The 13,647-nt window shown below is 69.9% G+C and carries 12 protein-coding genes and 1 pseudogene; 8 read left to right on the top strand and 5 right to left on the bottom strand.

All coding sequences use genetic code 11. The features are described from left to right. Positions 1-6 precede the first annotated feature (6 nt). From LPA45_RS29575 to LPA45_RS29565, 3 genes are all read right to left on the bottom strand, one after another. The gene (locus LPA45_RS29575) at positions 7-1,635 is read right to left on the bottom strand and encodes a rhodanese-related sulfurtransferase (RefSeq protein WP_317922388.1); all 1,629 of its coding nucleotides are present in this window, start codon (positions 1,633-1,635) and stop codon (positions 7-9) included. After that, complete coding sequence (locus LPA45_RS29570; protein ID WP_116319593.1) at positions 1,632-2,249, bottom strand: cysteine dioxygenase; 618 nt, start codon at positions 2,247-2,249, stop codon at positions 1,632-1,634. Before LPA45_RS29570 ends, LPA45_RS29575 begins: the two co-directional genes overlap by 4 nt. Positions 2,250-2,353: 104 nt before the next feature. Then, a complete protein-coding gene (locus LPA45_RS29565; protein WP_116319592.1) occupies positions 2,354-3,565 on the bottom strand; it encodes an acyl-CoA dehydrogenase family protein in 1,212 nt (403 codons plus the stop codon). Positions 3,566-3,803: 238 nt separating this feature from the next. On the opposite strand from LPA45_RS29565, the gene LPA45_RS29560 reads away from it, so the two are divergent. The 6 genes from LPA45_RS29560 (at position 3,804) to LPA45_RS29535 (ending at position 10,264) form a co-directional block, all read left to right on the top strand. Next, entirely contained in the window at positions 3,804-4,901 is a 1,098-nt protein-coding gene (locus LPA45_RS29560; protein WP_317922386.1) for an LLM class flavin-dependent oxidoreductase, read from the top strand. Positions 4,902-4,958: 57 nt separating this feature from the next. Beyond that, complete coding sequence (locus tag LPA45_RS29555) at positions 4,959-5,972, top strand: ABC transporter substrate-binding protein (RefSeq protein WP_116319590.1); 1,014 nt, start codon at positions 4,959-4,961, stop codon at positions 5,970-5,972. 3 nt (positions 5,973-5,975) lie between these two features. Beyond that, on the top strand, positions 5,976-7,031 hold the full coding sequence (locus LPA45_RS29550; protein WP_116319589.1) for an ABC transporter permease: 1,056 nt from the start codon (positions 5,976-5,978) through the stop codon (positions 7,029-7,031). After that, positions 7,025-8,014 carry an ABC transporter ATP-binding protein gene (locus tag LPA45_RS29545; protein WP_317922403.1) on the top strand — a complete coding sequence of 330 codons (990 nt, stop codon included), beginning with the start codon at positions 7,025-7,027 and terminating at the stop codon, positions 8,012-8,014. Before LPA45_RS29550 ends, LPA45_RS29545 begins: the two co-directional genes overlap by 7 nt. Positions 8,015-8,045: 31 nt before the next feature. After that, a complete protein-coding gene (locus LPA45_RS29540) occupies positions 8,046-9,221 on the top strand; it encodes a cytochrome c (protein WP_367395067.1) in 1,176 nt (391 codons plus the stop codon). Between the two features lie 131 nt (positions 9,222-9,352). Beyond that, positions 9,353-10,264 (top strand): DMT family transporter, encoded by a 912-nt coding sequence (locus tag LPA45_RS29535; RefSeq protein WP_116319587.1) that lies wholly within the window; start codon positions 9,353-9,355, stop codon positions 10,262-10,264. A 40-nt stretch (positions 10,265-10,304) separates the two neighbouring features. On the opposite strand, the pseudogene LPA45_RS29530 reads toward LPA45_RS29535, so the two are convergent. Then, positions 10,305-11,150 (bottom strand): annotated as a pseudogene (locus LPA45_RS29530) (sugar phosphate isomerase/epimerase family protein); the annotation flags it as partial. Between the two features lie 134 nt (positions 11,151-11,284). Between LPA45_RS29530 and LPA45_RS29525 the strand changes: the two are divergent. Beyond that, complete coding sequence (locus LPA45_RS29525) at positions 11,285-12,052, top strand: IclR family transcriptional regulator C-terminal domain-containing protein (RefSeq protein WP_367395066.1); 768 nt, start codon at positions 11,285-11,287, stop codon at positions 12,050-12,052. Positions 12,053-12,056: 4 nt separating this feature from the next. Here LPA45_RS29525 and LPA45_RS29520 read toward each other — a convergent pair whose 3' ends face one another. Next, the gene (locus tag LPA45_RS29520; protein WP_116319584.1) at positions 12,057-13,010 is read right to left on the bottom strand and encodes a LysR family transcriptional regulator; all 954 of its coding nucleotides are present in this window, start codon (positions 13,008-13,010) and stop codon (positions 12,057-12,059) included. 94 nt (positions 13,011-13,104) lie between these two features. Here LPA45_RS29520 and aroQ point away from each other — a divergent pair, with 94 nt between their 5' ends. Then, positions 13,105-13,578 (top strand): type II 3-dehydroquinate dehydratase, encoded by a 474-nt coding sequence (gene aroQ, locus LPA45_RS29515; RefSeq protein WP_367395120.1) that lies wholly within the window; start codon positions 13,105-13,107, stop codon positions 13,576-13,578. Positions 13,579-13,647: the final 69 nt, after the last annotated feature.

Genomic DNA, 13,647 nt, shown 5'->3' with positions numbered 1-13,647 from the left:
GGCTGCTCAGGCCACCCTGAAGCCGTGCGTGCCGTCGCGCTCCAGTTGCGCGATCAGCCCGAACTCCCAGTCCAGGTAGCCCTGCATCGCCTCGCGCGGGTTGTCGGTGCCTTCATACGGCCGGCGATAGCGGTCGGTGCGCTCTGACGCCAGGTGCGTCTCGCCGGACTCCAGCGGCAGCCCGGCCGCGATCCACGCCTGCGTGCCGCCGTCCAGCACCACCACCTCCGCATCGGTCAGCCGCTGCAGGTCGGCGGCGGCAAAGCGCGCGAGCAGGCTGGAGCCGCAAGTCAGCACGTAGCGCCGCGCCTGCGGGATACGTGTCAGCGCATCCGCCAGCTGTGCACGGATGACAAAGTACGCGCCCGGGATATGGCGCTTGACGTAGTTGGCGCTCGCGGTGAAGTCGAGCACGACGGTACTGCCCTCCGCGTCCTTGTCTAGCCACGCAGCCAGTCCGGCGGGCGCCACCGTCGGCACCGCCGGCGGCACAGGAACGCTGGCCGCCACCGCGCCGGTCTCGCCGCGCGCGGATGCATCGGCCGGCTCCACCACCCAGACGTCCCAACCCATCTGCGCCAGCCATGAGCCGGTCATGCTGGCGCGCACGTCGTCGTCATCGGCCAGCACGATGCGCGCGCCGCGCACCGGGACGTTGTGGTCGGTTTCCTGCACCAGCTGCCCGCCCGGCGCATTGACGAAGCCGGGCAGGTGGCCATCGGCAAACTCCTCGGGCGTGCGCACGTCGAAGCGGTACACGGTGCGGCCCGGCTCCTGCAGCGATGGCAACGCGGCTAGCGCGATGCGGCGCACGCCGGCGCGGTCGGCGATCTCGCGCGCGCCGCGGCGGGCGCTGTCGCGGTTGCCGCTGCTCACCTCGGCAGGCGCGCGGCGGCTGGCGCCGTGGTCGAGCTGCTGGCCCGCCAGCGTCCAGCCGATGGTGCCGTTGCGCAGCGCCGCCACCGGGTTGGGAATGCCGGCGTTGACCAGCGACTGCGTGCCGATGATGCTGCGCGTGCGGCCAGCGCAATTGACGATCACCTGCGTGCGCGGGTCGGGCGCCAGCTCGCGCACGCGCAGCACCAGTTCGGCACCGGGCACGCTGGTGGCCGTGGGAATGCTCATGGTCTGGTACTCGTCGAAGCGGCGCGCATCGACGATCACCGCATCGGCCCTGGTGTCGATCAGCGCCTGCACTTCCTCGGCCGACAGGGACGGCGTATGGCGCTTTGCCTCGACCACTTCACCGAACGACTTGCTCGGCACGTTGACGTCGCGAAACACTTCGCCGCCGCCGGCAATCCAGCCCGTCAGCCCGCCTTCGAGCCGGTGCACGTTGGTATAGCCCAGCGCTTGCAGCACCGACGCAGCGCGCGGTGCCAGGTCTTCCCCGGCGTGTTCGCCGTAGACCACGATCAGCGTATCGCGGCGCGGGATGCGCGGCCACGCCTCCAGCTCAAGCTTCGACAGCGGGAAGTTGGCGGCCCACAGCGGATGCTCCTGCGCGAAGGGCTCCTCCTCGCGCACGTCGATCAGCGCGATCTCGGCGCCGGCCAGCAGGGCCTGGCGCACCTGCGCGCGGGTGAATGTCGGGAGTGCCGTAGCGGCGGCTTGCGTGGCGTGCTGGATGGTCATGACTTCGAGACTTCGCGGGAACGGTCCCACAGGTTGGGCAGGGTCGGGTTGGAATACCCGGAGATAAAGGGCTTGCGCGTGCCGTCCTCGGCGTAGACCGAGCGCCGGACCGCGCCGATATTGGCGCCATACACGTGGATGCTGACCGAGACGCGGTCGTCATGCGCGTTGTTGACGCGATGGATGTCGCCCACCGTGGGGGACACCGCTTCGACCTGCCCGGGCACCAGCCGCACCGGCTCGCCGTGCGGCACGGGGCGGCCGGCGTCGTCGAGCACGAAGGGCTGCGAGTCCTCCGCGCCGCGCAGCATGCCGATCAGCCCCCAGACGGTATGGTCGTGGATGGGCGTGCGCTGCCCCGGGCCCCAGACAAAGCTGACGATCGAGAAGCGCTCGGCGGAATCGCAATGCAGCAGGTGCTGCTGGTAGTACTCGGGGTGCGGCTCGGCCCACGCCTCGGGCAGCCAGTCGTCGCGCGCCACCAGCCGCGCCAGCAGCGCCCCGCCCTCGCGCAGGATGCGCGGCTCGTCGGGATGCTGGTCCAGCAGCGCGGCCAGGCCGGTGATGAAATCGCGCAGCGGTGCGAGCCCGCTGGCTTCGGTGGAACTGCTCATGAAATGCCTCCGGGGGTGGTTCTCTGTTCGGGCCCTCTGTGGGGCGCTGCCGCTGCAAACATAACACGGCGCGGCGGCCGCGTTCATGCCTGCGCTGCATGCCCCTACAGCCCCAGGTGGTGCTTGCCGGCGGCGACCAGGATCGAATCGTTCTGCGGCGTATGGATGCGGCTGCACAGCACGTCGCGGTAGTGCCGCTCGAGCGGGTTGTTGCGGCTCAGGCCATGGTTTCCGGCCAGTTGCAGCGCCAGTTCCACCACGCGGATCGCATTGCCGGTGACGGTGAACTTGAGCAGGCCGCTGTCGGCGGCGGCGGGGGGCGCATTGGCGTCGGTGCGCGCGGCGGCATCGTCGAGCAGCACCTGGTTGGTCCGCAGCAGCGCGGCGATCTCGCCGATGGTTTCCTGCACGCGCGGCAGTGTCGCCAGCGGCGCGCCCAGGCTGCCGGGTGCGCGCTCGCGCACGAAGCCGCGCACCCACGATTCGGCGGCGCGCGCCACGGCGTCATAGAGGCTGCCGAGCAGCACGATCATCCACGCCTGCTGGTCGGCATTGGCGTCGAGGTCGGCCTGGCTCGCACCCGCCGGCGCCCACGCGGCGGGCGGGCGGATATCGACGGCGTGGTCGGGCGGGATCCAGATATTGTCGAGCACGGTCTCGTGGCTGCCCGAGGCGCGCAAACCCAGGTGGTTCCAGTTCTCCACGATGCGCACGCCGGCCACGCCCGCGGCCGGCCCCGGCACCAGGAACACGCCCACACGCGGCTGCGGCTCGTCGGTGCGTGCCCATACCGCCAGCCAGCGCAGCGCCGGGATGCCGGTGCTGTACAGCTTGCGGCCGCTCAGGCGCCAGCCATCGCCAACCTGCGTGGCAATGGTGTTGGGCAAGCCGCCGCGCGCCGGCGAGCCGAGTTCCGGCTCCACCCGCAGCGCGTTGACCAGCGCGCCGTCCTGCACCGCGCTGGCAAAGACCTGCTCGCGCACCACGTGCGGCCAGTGCGAATCGGGGCGCGCGATGGCGCGATGCTGCAGGTAGGTCATGGTCAGCACCAGCGCCGTGGCCGGGTCGCCACCCGCGACCGCCGCGATGATGCGGCGCGCCTGCGCCAGCCCTGCCCCGCCGCCGCCGTAGTCGCGCGGCACCACCTGCGCGATCAGGCCTTGCGCGTGAAGCCGGGCGAAGTTGTCGTGCGGGAAGCTGGCCGCGGCGTCGTGCGCGGCGGCGCCGGCGGCAAAGCGCGCCGACAGCTCGGCCAGCACTTCGCCAAGGCGCGCGTCGCTGGCGGGCAGGCGGCGCAGGGAAGACGTCGAAGACATGGAACGGAGCTCCGGGAGGGATGGCTGGCAAGGCAGACCGCTGTGGAAGCAGTCGGGGCCGATCGCCACGAATGCCGCATAGCGTAGCGCTGCCGCCGCGTTCCGAAAACGACGCTTATTGAATATGGTCCGTCGTTTTTATTCGTTAGTCGCGGCGCGCCGCTGGCGTACTTTGTTCCCCAGTCCATACAAAGCCCGGGTGGCACGCCGCCGCCGTCACCGATTCAGGAGAGTACGCATGAGCGTCGATTTCATCGGCATGATCCAGAGCCAGAAGCAGTCCGAGATCCATCCGCCTTCGGGCCCCGTAATCGACCGCGACTACGTGCGCGCCTTTGCGCAGGCGCACGAGCAGGCCGGCTTCGACCGCATCCTGGTGCCGCACCATTCGACCGGGCCGTCGGCCACGCTGACCATCGCCTATGCCGCGAGCGTGACCGAGCGCATCCATTTCATGCTGGCGCACCGGCCCGGCTTCACCGCGCCGACGCTGGCGGCGCGCCAGATCGCCACGCTCGACCAGTTCAGCGGTGGGCGCCTGGGCGTGCATTTCATCTCCGGCGGTTCCGACAGCGAACAGCAGCGCGACGGCGATTTCCTTGACCATGACCAGCGCTATGCGCGCACCGACGAGTACCTGGACATCCTGCGCCGCATCTGGACCGAGCCGCAGCCGTTCGACCATGCTGGCGAGTTTTACCGCTTCACGCAGGGCTTTTCCGAGGTCAAGCCGGCGCAGCAGCCGCATGTGCCGATCTATTTCGGCGGCGCGTCGGAAGCGGCGTTGAAGGTCGCCGGCAAGCATGCCGACGTCTATGCGCTGTGGGGCGAATCGCTCGAACAGGTGCGCGAGCTGACCACGCGCGTGCGCGCCGAAGCCGCGCAGCATGGCCGCACCGTGCGCTTCTCGGTCTCGTTCCGACCGGTGCTGGCCGAGACCGAAGAGAAAGCGTGGGCGCGCGCCGACAGCATCCTGGAACGCACCCGCGCGCTGCGCGTGCAGGCCGGCTACAGCCGTGGCGGCCCGCAGCAGAGCGAAGGCGCGCGCCGGCTGCTCGCCGCCGCCGACAAAGGCGACCGTGTCGACCAGCGCCTGTGGACCGCGATCGCGCGCGAGACCGGCGGGCGTTCCAACTCGACCGGCCTGGTCGGCACGCCCGGGCAGGTGGCGCAGGCACTGCTGGCCTACTATGAACTGGGCGTGACCACCTTCCTGATCCGCGGCTTCGACCCGCTCGAAGACGCCATCGACTATGGCCGCGAGCTGATCCCGCGCGTACGCGAACTGGTGGCGCAGCACGATGCCGCGCACCAGGCGGAACGCCGCGCCGCCTGATCACCGCAGCCGTACATCACAACAACACACCCACAACAAGAATCGGGGAGTATCGCCATGAGCCAGAAGCACAATGACACCGACCCGCGCCGCCGCGGCGTGCTGCGCCTTGCCGGCGCCGCCGCCATCGCGGCGCCGGCGCTGATCCTCGGCCGCCAGGCGTGGTCCGCGCCGCGCAAGCTGACCTTCGCCTGGAACCAGAATTCGTTCTGCCTGACGCCGATCGTGGTGGCGCAGGAGAAAGGCTTCTTCGAGAAAAACGGGCTGCAGGTCGACCTGATCAACTACAGCGGCTCGACCGACCAGCTGCTGGAATCGATCGCCACCGGCAAGGCCGATGCCGCGGTCGGCATGATCCACCGCTGGCTCAAGCCGCTGGAAGCGGGCTTTGACGTCAAGATCATCGGCAGCTCGCACGGCGGCTGCGTGCGCCTGGTGGGATCGAAGGCAGCGGGCGTGACCAGCCTGCAGCACCTGAAGGGCAAGACCGTGGGCGTCAGCGACCTGGCCGCGCCGGGCAAGCACTTCTTCACCATCCTGCTGGCCAAGAACGGCATCGACCCGGACAAGGACATCACATGGCGCCAGTATCCGGCCGACCTGCTCGGCGTGGCGGTCGACAAGGGCGAGATCCAGGCCATCGCCGACGGCGATCCCAACCTCTATCTGCTCGAGAAACGCACCAACGGCGCCTACGTGGAGCTGGCCACCAACCTGACCGGCGAATATGCGCGCAAGGTTTGCTGCGTGGTCGGCGCGCGCGGCGAACTGGTGCGCAATGACCGCCCCGCCGCCGCGTCGCTGGCGCGCGCCATCGTGCAGGCCACCGACTACGTCAACGAGAACCCCAACGAGGCCGCCAAGGTCTTCGCCAGGTACTCGCCCAAGATCAACCCGGAAGACCTGCGCAAGCTGTACGCGACGCTGACCTACAACCACCATCCGACCGGCGCCGACCTGCGCGAAGAGATCGCGTTCTACGCTGACGATTTCCGCCGCATCGGCGTGCTGAAGAAGAGCACCGATGCCAAACGCCTGGCGCAGCATGTCTACGCCGATGTCCTGGGGTAAGCGATGACGACAAGCCAACCTGCACTCGATGCGCGGCTGGCGCGCCAGCCGGCCGCCGCGGCTTCCGACGTACCCGCGCAGGATGCCGCCACGGCACGCGTGTGGCCCGTGGGCCTGCTGGCCGCGCTGGCGTGGGCCGCGTTCGGCGCGCTGACGTGGCGCTGGCCCAACCATGTGGTGGGCTTCAGCGACTGGGCCTATACCGAGGAACTGGGCCTGGCCGCGCTGTCGGCCGCCGCGCTGCTGGCGCTGCTTGCAGTGGCCGGCCAGCACGTGCGCGCGCTGCAACGGCCGCTGGCCGCGCTGCGCACCGCAGGCCCGTGGCTGGTGGCGGTGCCGGCGGTGCTGTCCGCATGGGAGATCCTGACCGCCAAGACCGCAACCCTGCCGACGCCTTTCTTCGCGCCGCCGCAGGCGCTGATCGAGGTCTATGCCGATGACTGGCGCCGGCTTGGCGACAGCGTGCTCAACACGCTCAAGCTGCTGGGGCTGGGCGTGGCGTATGGCGGGCTGGCCGGCTTCCTGGTGGGCGTTTCCATCGGCTGGTCGCGGCGCATCGGCTACTGGGTGCATCCGGTGCTGCGGGTGCTGGGGCCGCTGCCATCGACCGCGCTGCTGCCGCTGACCTTCTACTTCTTTCCGTCGAGCTATTCGGCGGCGGTGTTCCTGATCGCGCTGGCGACGGCATTTCCGGTGGCCGTGCTGACCTGGTCGGGCGTTGCCGGCGTCAACAAGAGCTATTACGACGTGGCGCGCACGCTGGGGGCATCCGGCTGGTTCCTGGTGTTGCGCGTGGCGATTCCCGCGGCGCTGCCGCAGGTGTTTGTCGGGCTGTTCATGGGGCTGGGGGCGTCGTTCTCGGTGCTGGTGACGGCGGAGATGATGGGCGTGAAATCGGGGCTGGGGTGGTACCTGACCTGGGCGCAGGGGTGGGCCTCGTACGTGAATATGTATGCGGCGCTGATCGTGATGGCGCTGCTGTTTTCCGGGGTGATTACGTTGCTGTTCGTGGCGCGGGACCGGGTGTTGTCGTGGCAGAAGGGGACGGTGAAATGGTGAGCGTGGTCGAGCGGTTGAAAGCCTCCAGGACTTACGGGCGCGCGCAGAAGGCTCCCCTCTCCCGCGCAGTGGGAGAGGGGTCGGGGGAGAGGGCAGGCGGTGGACCGGGTCCGGGCTTTGGTAGTGCTGCATACGCCAGCCCTCTCCTCCAGCCCCTCTCCCGCGAGCGGGAGAGGGAGAGGGAGAGGGGAGTCAGCGCGGCGGCAAGTGTTGATTCGGGAGTACTGACCGGCGCCCGTATCGACATCCACGGTGTCAGCCACTGGTTTGGCCATGGCAACGAGCGGCTGCAGGTGCTCGACGACGTCGACCTCAACGTCGCGCCGGGCGAATTCGTTGCCCTGCTCGGCCCCAGCGGCTGCGGCAAGTCCACGCTGCTGCGCCTGGTCGCAGGCCTGGACCAGCCCACGTCGGGCGAGATCCTGCAGGACGGCACGCCCATCACGGAGCCGGATCCGTCGCGCATCGTGGTGTTCCAGGATCCCACGCTGTACCCGTGGCGCCGCGTCTGGGACAACGTCGCGCTCGGACTGCAGGCGCAGGGCATCCTCGCGCAGCAGCGCCATCGCGTGGACGACGCGCTGCGCCGGGTCGGGCTGGAATCGTTCGCGCGCGCCTTCCCGCACCAGCTCTCAGGCGGCATGGCGCAGCGCGTGGCGCTGGCGCGAGCGCTGGTCAACGATCCGCGCCTGCTGGTGCTGGACGAACCGCTGGGCAAGCTCGATTCGCTGACGCGGCTGGCCATGCAGAGCGACCTGGTCGAGCTGTGGCAGCGCTCGCGCTTCTCGGCGCTGCTGGTCACGCACGACGTGGAAGAGGCGCTGTTCCTGGCGCAGCGCGTGATCGTGTTCAGCCAGCGGCCCGCGCGCATCACGGCGGAAATCAAGGTAGACCTGCCCTACCCGCGCCATCGCGGCGACCCGCGCCTGACCGAACTGCGGCACGAAGCGCTGCGCCACCTGGGACTGGACGCGAGCTGGTAATGCACCATTGCAGCACGTGGCGGGCCGCGTCATGAGCGGCCCGCCGCCCCAGGCGTGGCTGAACGCACTGCTTGTCCTGATCGAGAACTGCCAGCTTGGCCTGCTGTGGCTGTGGCATGTGCTGGGCCTGACCGGCACCAGCCATGGCCAGCCGGCCTGGCCATGGGCGCAGCGCATTGCCGGCGAAACGCTGCTGATCGACCTTGCCCTGGCACGCCAGGTCGGCTTCAGCCTGTGCGCGTTCGCCGTCGCCGTGCTGGCGGTCGCCGTCGCCATTGCCTGGCGCCGGGGCCGCCCGGTACTGCTGGCGTCTGCGGTGCTGGCCCTGCTGCTGGCGCCGTGGCCACGGGTGTCGCTGCTGCTCAGTCCCGCCAGCCCCACCAGCTTCCATACCAGCCCTACCCGCTTTGCCGTCGACGCCATCGTGCTGGGGCAGCGCGTCTACGCGCAGCATTGCGCCGCGTGCCACGGCAATGATGGCCGCGGCGAAGGACCGCTGGCCGCCAGCCTGCCCCAGTGGCCGCCGACGCTGGCCAGCCCCCTGCTCGCGCGCCGCGCCGATGGCGAGCTGTTCTGGCACGTGCTGTCCGGCATGCGCGACCGCCGCGGCCAGCCGACCATGCCGGCATTCCGCGGCCAGCTTGCCGATCGCGAGGCCTGGGCCGTGATCGACTACATGAAAGCGTTGTCGGCCGCCAACAGTGCCGAAGGCAACTGGCCGGTGCCGCTGCGGTTACCGGAGATGGCGATCCGCTGCGGCGACGCGTCCCCGGTGGCGCTGTCGCACTGGCGCGGCGAGCAGCGCGTGCGGCTGGTGGCGGTGGACGCAGCCGCCACTTCCCTGCCCTATGAAGACCCGCGCTTCCTGACCGTGCTCGTCACACCGGACGGCAGCGTGCCGGCGCAGGTACCGCGCTTCCGCGCCGGCTGCACGGCAGCGTCGGCCCAGGCCTGGCAAGCCGTGGCGGCGATTGCCGGGTTGCCGCCGGCACAGCTGGCGGGCACCCAGCTGCTCGCCGACCGGGCGGGATGGCTGCGCGCGCGCGGCACGCCGGGCAGCGCATGGTCCGATGCCGACCTCGTCTGCGTGTCCGGGCCGGCGGCCGCGACGCCGGCCATGTCCGCCGCGATCGATGGCCTGACGGCACTGTTGCTGCGCATGGATGCCGAGCCGGTACGCTTCGTCAAAGGCGGCTTTATCCATTAAGGATGGATTGTTCGCTGGCAGCGAATTCTGACTTTCCAGCCGCCGCCGCCATCGACCTCGTGCGGGACAGTACCCTCGGCTTCATGAAGGACCAGCCTGGACGCTGACATGTTGCGGTTAAGGATGGCGCCATGAGCGCCATGGGAAGTTCGCGGCCCCTGCAGGGCATCGCGCTGATGGTTGCCGCGGTGGCATGCTTTGCCGCGCTCGATACGATGACCAAGATCACCGGCGCCGCCGTCCCGGTGGTGATGGCACTGTGGGTCCGCTATCTCGCGCAGGCGGCACTGACCGGCGCGGTGCTGCTGCCGGCGCGCGGCCGCATCCTGCTGCGCACGCGCCGGCCGTGGCTGCAGGCCGTGCGCGCGGTGACGATGCTGCTGTCCAGCGCCTGTGCGTTCTTCAGCCTGCAGGTGCTGCCGGTGGGCGAGTTCACCGCGGTGGTCAGCCTGACGCCGCTGGCGATCGCGCTGGCGGCGGCGACGCTGTTCGGCGAGCGCATGTCTGCGCTGCGCTGGCTCTGCCTGCTGGCCGGATTTGCAGGCGCGCTGGTGGTGATCCGACCCGGCGCCGACCTGGAACCGGCCATGCTGCTGCCGCTCGCGGCGGTTTGCCTTAACGCCGCCTACCAGTTGCTGACCAGCGTGCTGACCCGGATCGACGGCGCCGGCACCACGCATTTCTATACCGGCTGCATTGCCGCGGTGCTGCTGTCGGCGGCGCTGCCGCTGGCGTGGACCTGGCACGTCGACGCGCTGCACTGGTGGCTGCTGGCGGGCATGGCGCTGGCCGGCTGCGCCGGCCATATGTTCCTGGTGCTGGCCTATGCGCGCGCGCCGGTTAGCGTGCTGACGCCCTATCTCTACCTGCAGATCGCCTTTGCCATGCTGGGCGGCTGGCTGGTATTCGGCTGGCTGCCCGATGCCTGGTCGCTGCTGGGCGTGGCGATGATCGCCGCCAGCGGCGTGGCCGGCACCGCGGTAGCAGCCCGCGAGCGTGCCTTGCCGGCACGGCCCGCGGCGCGGCAAGCGAGCGCGGTCTAGCGCTCTACCGTGCCGCGTGCGCAGCGCCGCCGGCGCGCGCTGCGGCCACTGGCGCGCCGTTGGTGACTGCCTCCAGCCATTCCAGCGAGCGCAGCCCATCCTGCGCAACCGGCAACGGGGGCGCCACACGGAAGGCATCGTTGAACACTTCCAGCGACAGCGGTCCGCAATAGCCCGCCCGGAGCACGGCACGCGTGAAGCCGACGACAGGCAGGTCGCCCTGGCCGGGGAAATTGCGGTGGTGGCGGCTCCAGGTGCGCACGTCCAGCGACATGCGTGGTGCGTCGGCAAGCTGCACGAAGAAAATCCGTTCGGCCGGCACGGCGTCTAGGCCGTGCAGCGTATCCCCCAGCGCGAGCGTATGGAAGCTGTCCAGCATCAGCCCCAGCGCGGGATGCCCGGCGCGCTGCACGATGTCCCACGCCTGCCGCCAGCGGCGCACATGGCGGCCCCAGGCCAGCGCCTCGTAGCCCAGGCGCAGGCCACGGCGGGCCGCGGCTTCGGCCAGCGCATGCAGGTCGGCGGCGGCGCGCGCGGGATCGTCGAGCGCCGCGTCCTGCACGTTGCTGCAGACCAGTGCCAGGTCCACCCCGAGTTGCTCCATCGCATCGAACTTCCGCTCGGCGCGGGCCAGCTCGGCGGCGGACAGGCGGCCCGGCATGGCCTCGAAATCGCGCAGCGGCTGGTAGAGCAGGATCTGCAGGCCCAGGTCGGCGGCCATGCGGCGGACCTCGGCGGGCGTGCCGGGGAATTGCAGCAGGTCGTCCTCGAAGATTTCCACGCCGTCGAAACCGGCGTCGGCAGCGGCTTGCAGCTTCTCCGGCAACGATCCCGACAAGGTGACGGTAGCGATCGATTTGCGCAGCGGGGCAGGAAAGAGAGTCATGGCGGTCAGTCGAGGTAGCGGCTTGGATTTCCCAAGGTTATGAGCCATCATTGCCCTCAACAACCGTCATTCGCGCGCGTGCGTGCGACAATCGCTCCAATGCGATCATCTATCGCGCGAAGCAAGGGTTAACCATGGAAAACGAACCGCTGAACCGGCGCGATTGGATCGCCGGGCTGGAGAAGGGCCTGGCCATCCTGGAGGCCTTCGACAACGACCACCCGCGCCTGACGCCCACGCAGGCGGCCGAGCGCACCGGCCTGACGCGCACCGCCGCGCGCCGCTACCTGCTGACGCTGGAGCACCTGGGCTATACCACCAGCGACGGCACGCTGTTCAGCCTGACGCCGCGCGTGCTCAAGGTGGGCTGGTCGTATTTCGATTCGGCGCGGCTGCCGCGCACGGTGCAGCCCTTCCTGCAGCAGATCACCGCGCAGCTGGGCGAGGCCGCCTACCTGAGCGTGCTCGATGGCTGGGAGCTGGTGTTCATCGCCCGCACCAGCACCAACCGCGTCATGAGCACGGGCTTTGTGCTGGGCGCGCGGGTGCCGGCACCGCTGGGATCGGCGGGCGTGATGATGCTGGCGTCGCAGCCGGAGGAACAGGTCAGGGCATGGCTGGAGAGCGTGGTACTGGCGCCCTACACGCCCTACACCATCCTGCAGCACGACCGGCTGCTGGAAGAGATCCGCAAGGCCGGCGCGCAGGGCTATGCGATGCTGGAGCAGCAACTGCAGACCGGCGTGCGCGGCGTGGCGGTGCCGCTGCGAGATCGCCACGGCAAGGTGATCGCCGCGCTGTCGGTCAACATGCCGATCGGCGACGAAACCCCGCAGCAGGCGCTGGACCGCGTGCTGCAGGTGTTGCAGGACACGGCGCTGCTGATCATGCGCGTGCTGTAGCGGCCTACCCTTCCAGCGAAGTCGCCAGCGCGTGCGGCCCCTGTGTCAGTTGCGCCTTCAGGAAGGCCAGGCACACGCGCATGCGCGCAGAGGCCGACGCGCGCGCGCTGGTCACGGCCCAGATGTCGGACGGATGCTGCCAGCCGGGCAGCACGCGCACCAGTTCGCCCGCGCGCACGGCGGCAGCCACGTCCCAGACCGACGCCATGATGATGCCGTAGCCCTCCAGGGCCCACTCGTGCGTCACGTCGGCAACATTCGATGCCATCGGGCCGGTGACTTTCGTGGTTTCCCAGCCGCCACCCTCCCCCTGCAGCCGCCACACGCCAAAGGCCTGGTCGCGCTCGCGCAACAGCAGGCAGTCATGGCGCGGCAGGTCGGACGGATGCTCCGGCATGCCGCGCCGCGCCAGGTAGGCCGGCGCCGCGCATAGCACGCGGCTGCCGGTGGCGATGCGGCTGGCGATCAGGTGCGGCTCCTGCACCTCGCCCACGCGGATATCGAGGTCGAACTGCTCGCCGATCAGGTCGACGCGGCGGTCGAGCAGTTCCAGCCACACCTCCAGCCCCGGATGCTGCTGCCGCAGCCGCGACAGCACCGGCGCCACGTGCCGCCGCCCCAGCCGCAGGCTGGTGGCGATGCGCAACTGCCCGCGCGCTTCGCCACCGGCACCGCCGACCGCCTCAAGCATGCCGTCCACGTCCTCCAGGATCTTCTGCGCCCACGCAAACGCGCTCTCGCCTTCGGCCGTAACGCTGACGCGGCGCGTGGTGCGGTGGAACAGCTTTGCGCCAAGCATGGCCTCCAGCATGGCGATGCGCTTGCTCACATGGGCCGGCGAGATGCCCGTCTCGTTGGCCGCGGCAATAAAGCTGGCGCGCCGCGCCACCGTGCAGAACAGCCGCAGGTCGCGCAGGAACGGGTCATTGTTCGCGCTGGGCGCATGCTGAGTTTCCATGGCAGTGGATGATGGGACAAGGGCTAAACGATAGGCTATCGGCCGTGGCCGCGCCAGCATCGGGGCCGATTACAGGGAACATGAAGGAGACATGATGAAGACAGTACTGGTGCTCAACGGGCCCAACCTCAACCTGCTCGGCACGCGCGAGCCGGCCGTCTATGGCAGCGAGACGCTGGCCGACGTGGAACGCATCTGCCAGCAGGCCGCGCAGCGGCTCGGGCTGCGGGCCGAGTGCCGGCAGAGCAACCATGAAGGGCAGCTGATCGACTGGATCCACGAGGCGGGCCCGCTGTGCGCGGGCGGCGAGATGGTCGGCGTGGTGCTGAACGCGGGGGCGCTGACGCATACCTCGATCGCGCTGCACGATGCGATCAAGGGGGCGGCGGTGCCGGTGATCGAGTACCACGTCTCCAACGTGCATGCGCGCGAGGCGTTCCGGCACAAGTCGTGGATTTCGCCGGTGGCGGTGGCGGTGATGGCGGGGCTGGGGGTGAAGGGGTATGGCTTGGCGGTGGCGGCCCTGGCGCAGGTGACGGGGACGCAAGCTGAGTCGCAGCTCGCTTAACGATATCAGCAATGCGTGTTGCGATGCGCCGGCAACTCCCGCAGGCCGGCTCCCTCTCCCGCGAGCGGG

The organism is Cupriavidus sp. Agwp_2 (assembly GCF_040784895.1).
Classification (GTDB): domain Bacteria; phylum Pseudomonadota; class Gammaproteobacteria; order Burkholderiales; family Burkholderiaceae; genus Cupriavidus.
Note: the sequence above shows the minus strand (reverse complement) of the source record. Positions and strands in the feature narration are given on the sequence as shown.

Coding starts and splice junctions, on each gene's coding strand:
- LPA45_RS29550 (WP_116319589.1), top strand. CDS start 5,976: ATGACGACAAGCCAACCTGCACTCGATGCGCGGCTGGCGCGCCAGCCG.
- LPA45_RS29520 (WP_116319584.1), bottom strand. CDS start 13,010: ATGGAAACTCAGCATGCGCCCAGCGCGAACAATGACCCGTTCCTGCGC.
- LPA45_RS29560 (WP_317922386.1), top strand. CDS start 3,804: ATGAGCGTCGATTTCATCGGCATGATCCAGAGCCAGAAGCAGTCCGAG.
- LPA45_RS29540 (WP_367395067.1), top strand. CDS start 8,046: ATGAGCGGCCCGCCGCCCCAGGCGTGGCTGAACGCACTGCTTGTCCTG.
- LPA45_RS29565 (WP_116319592.1), bottom strand. CDS start 3,565: ATGTCTTCGACGTCTTCCCTGCGCCGCCTGCCCGCCAGCGACGCGCGC.
- LPA45_RS29575 (WP_317922388.1), bottom strand. CDS start 1,635: ATGACCATCCAGCACGCCACGCAAGCCGCCGCTACGGCACTCCCGACA.
- LPA45_RS29570 (WP_116319593.1), bottom strand. CDS start 2,249: ATGAGCAGTTCCACCGAAGCCAGCGGGCTCGCACCGCTGCGCGATTTC.
- LPA45_RS29545 (WP_317922403.1), top strand. CDS start 7,025: ATGGTGAGCGTGGTCGAGCGGTTGAAAGCCTCCAGGACTTACGGGCGC.
- LPA45_RS29525 (WP_367395066.1), top strand. CDS start 11,285: ATGGAAAACGAACCGCTGAACCGGCGCGATTGGATCGCCGGGCTGGAG.
- LPA45_RS29535 (WP_116319587.1), top strand. CDS start 9,353: ATGAGCGCCATGGGAAGTTCGCGGCCCCTGCAGGGCATCGCGCTGATG.
- aroQ (WP_367395120.1), top strand. CDS start 13,105: ATGAAGACAGTACTGGTGCTCAACGGGCCCAACCTCAACCTGCTCGGC.
- LPA45_RS29555 (WP_116319590.1), top strand. CDS start 4,959: ATGAGCCAGAAGCACAATGACACCGACCCGCGCCGCCGCGGCGTGCTG.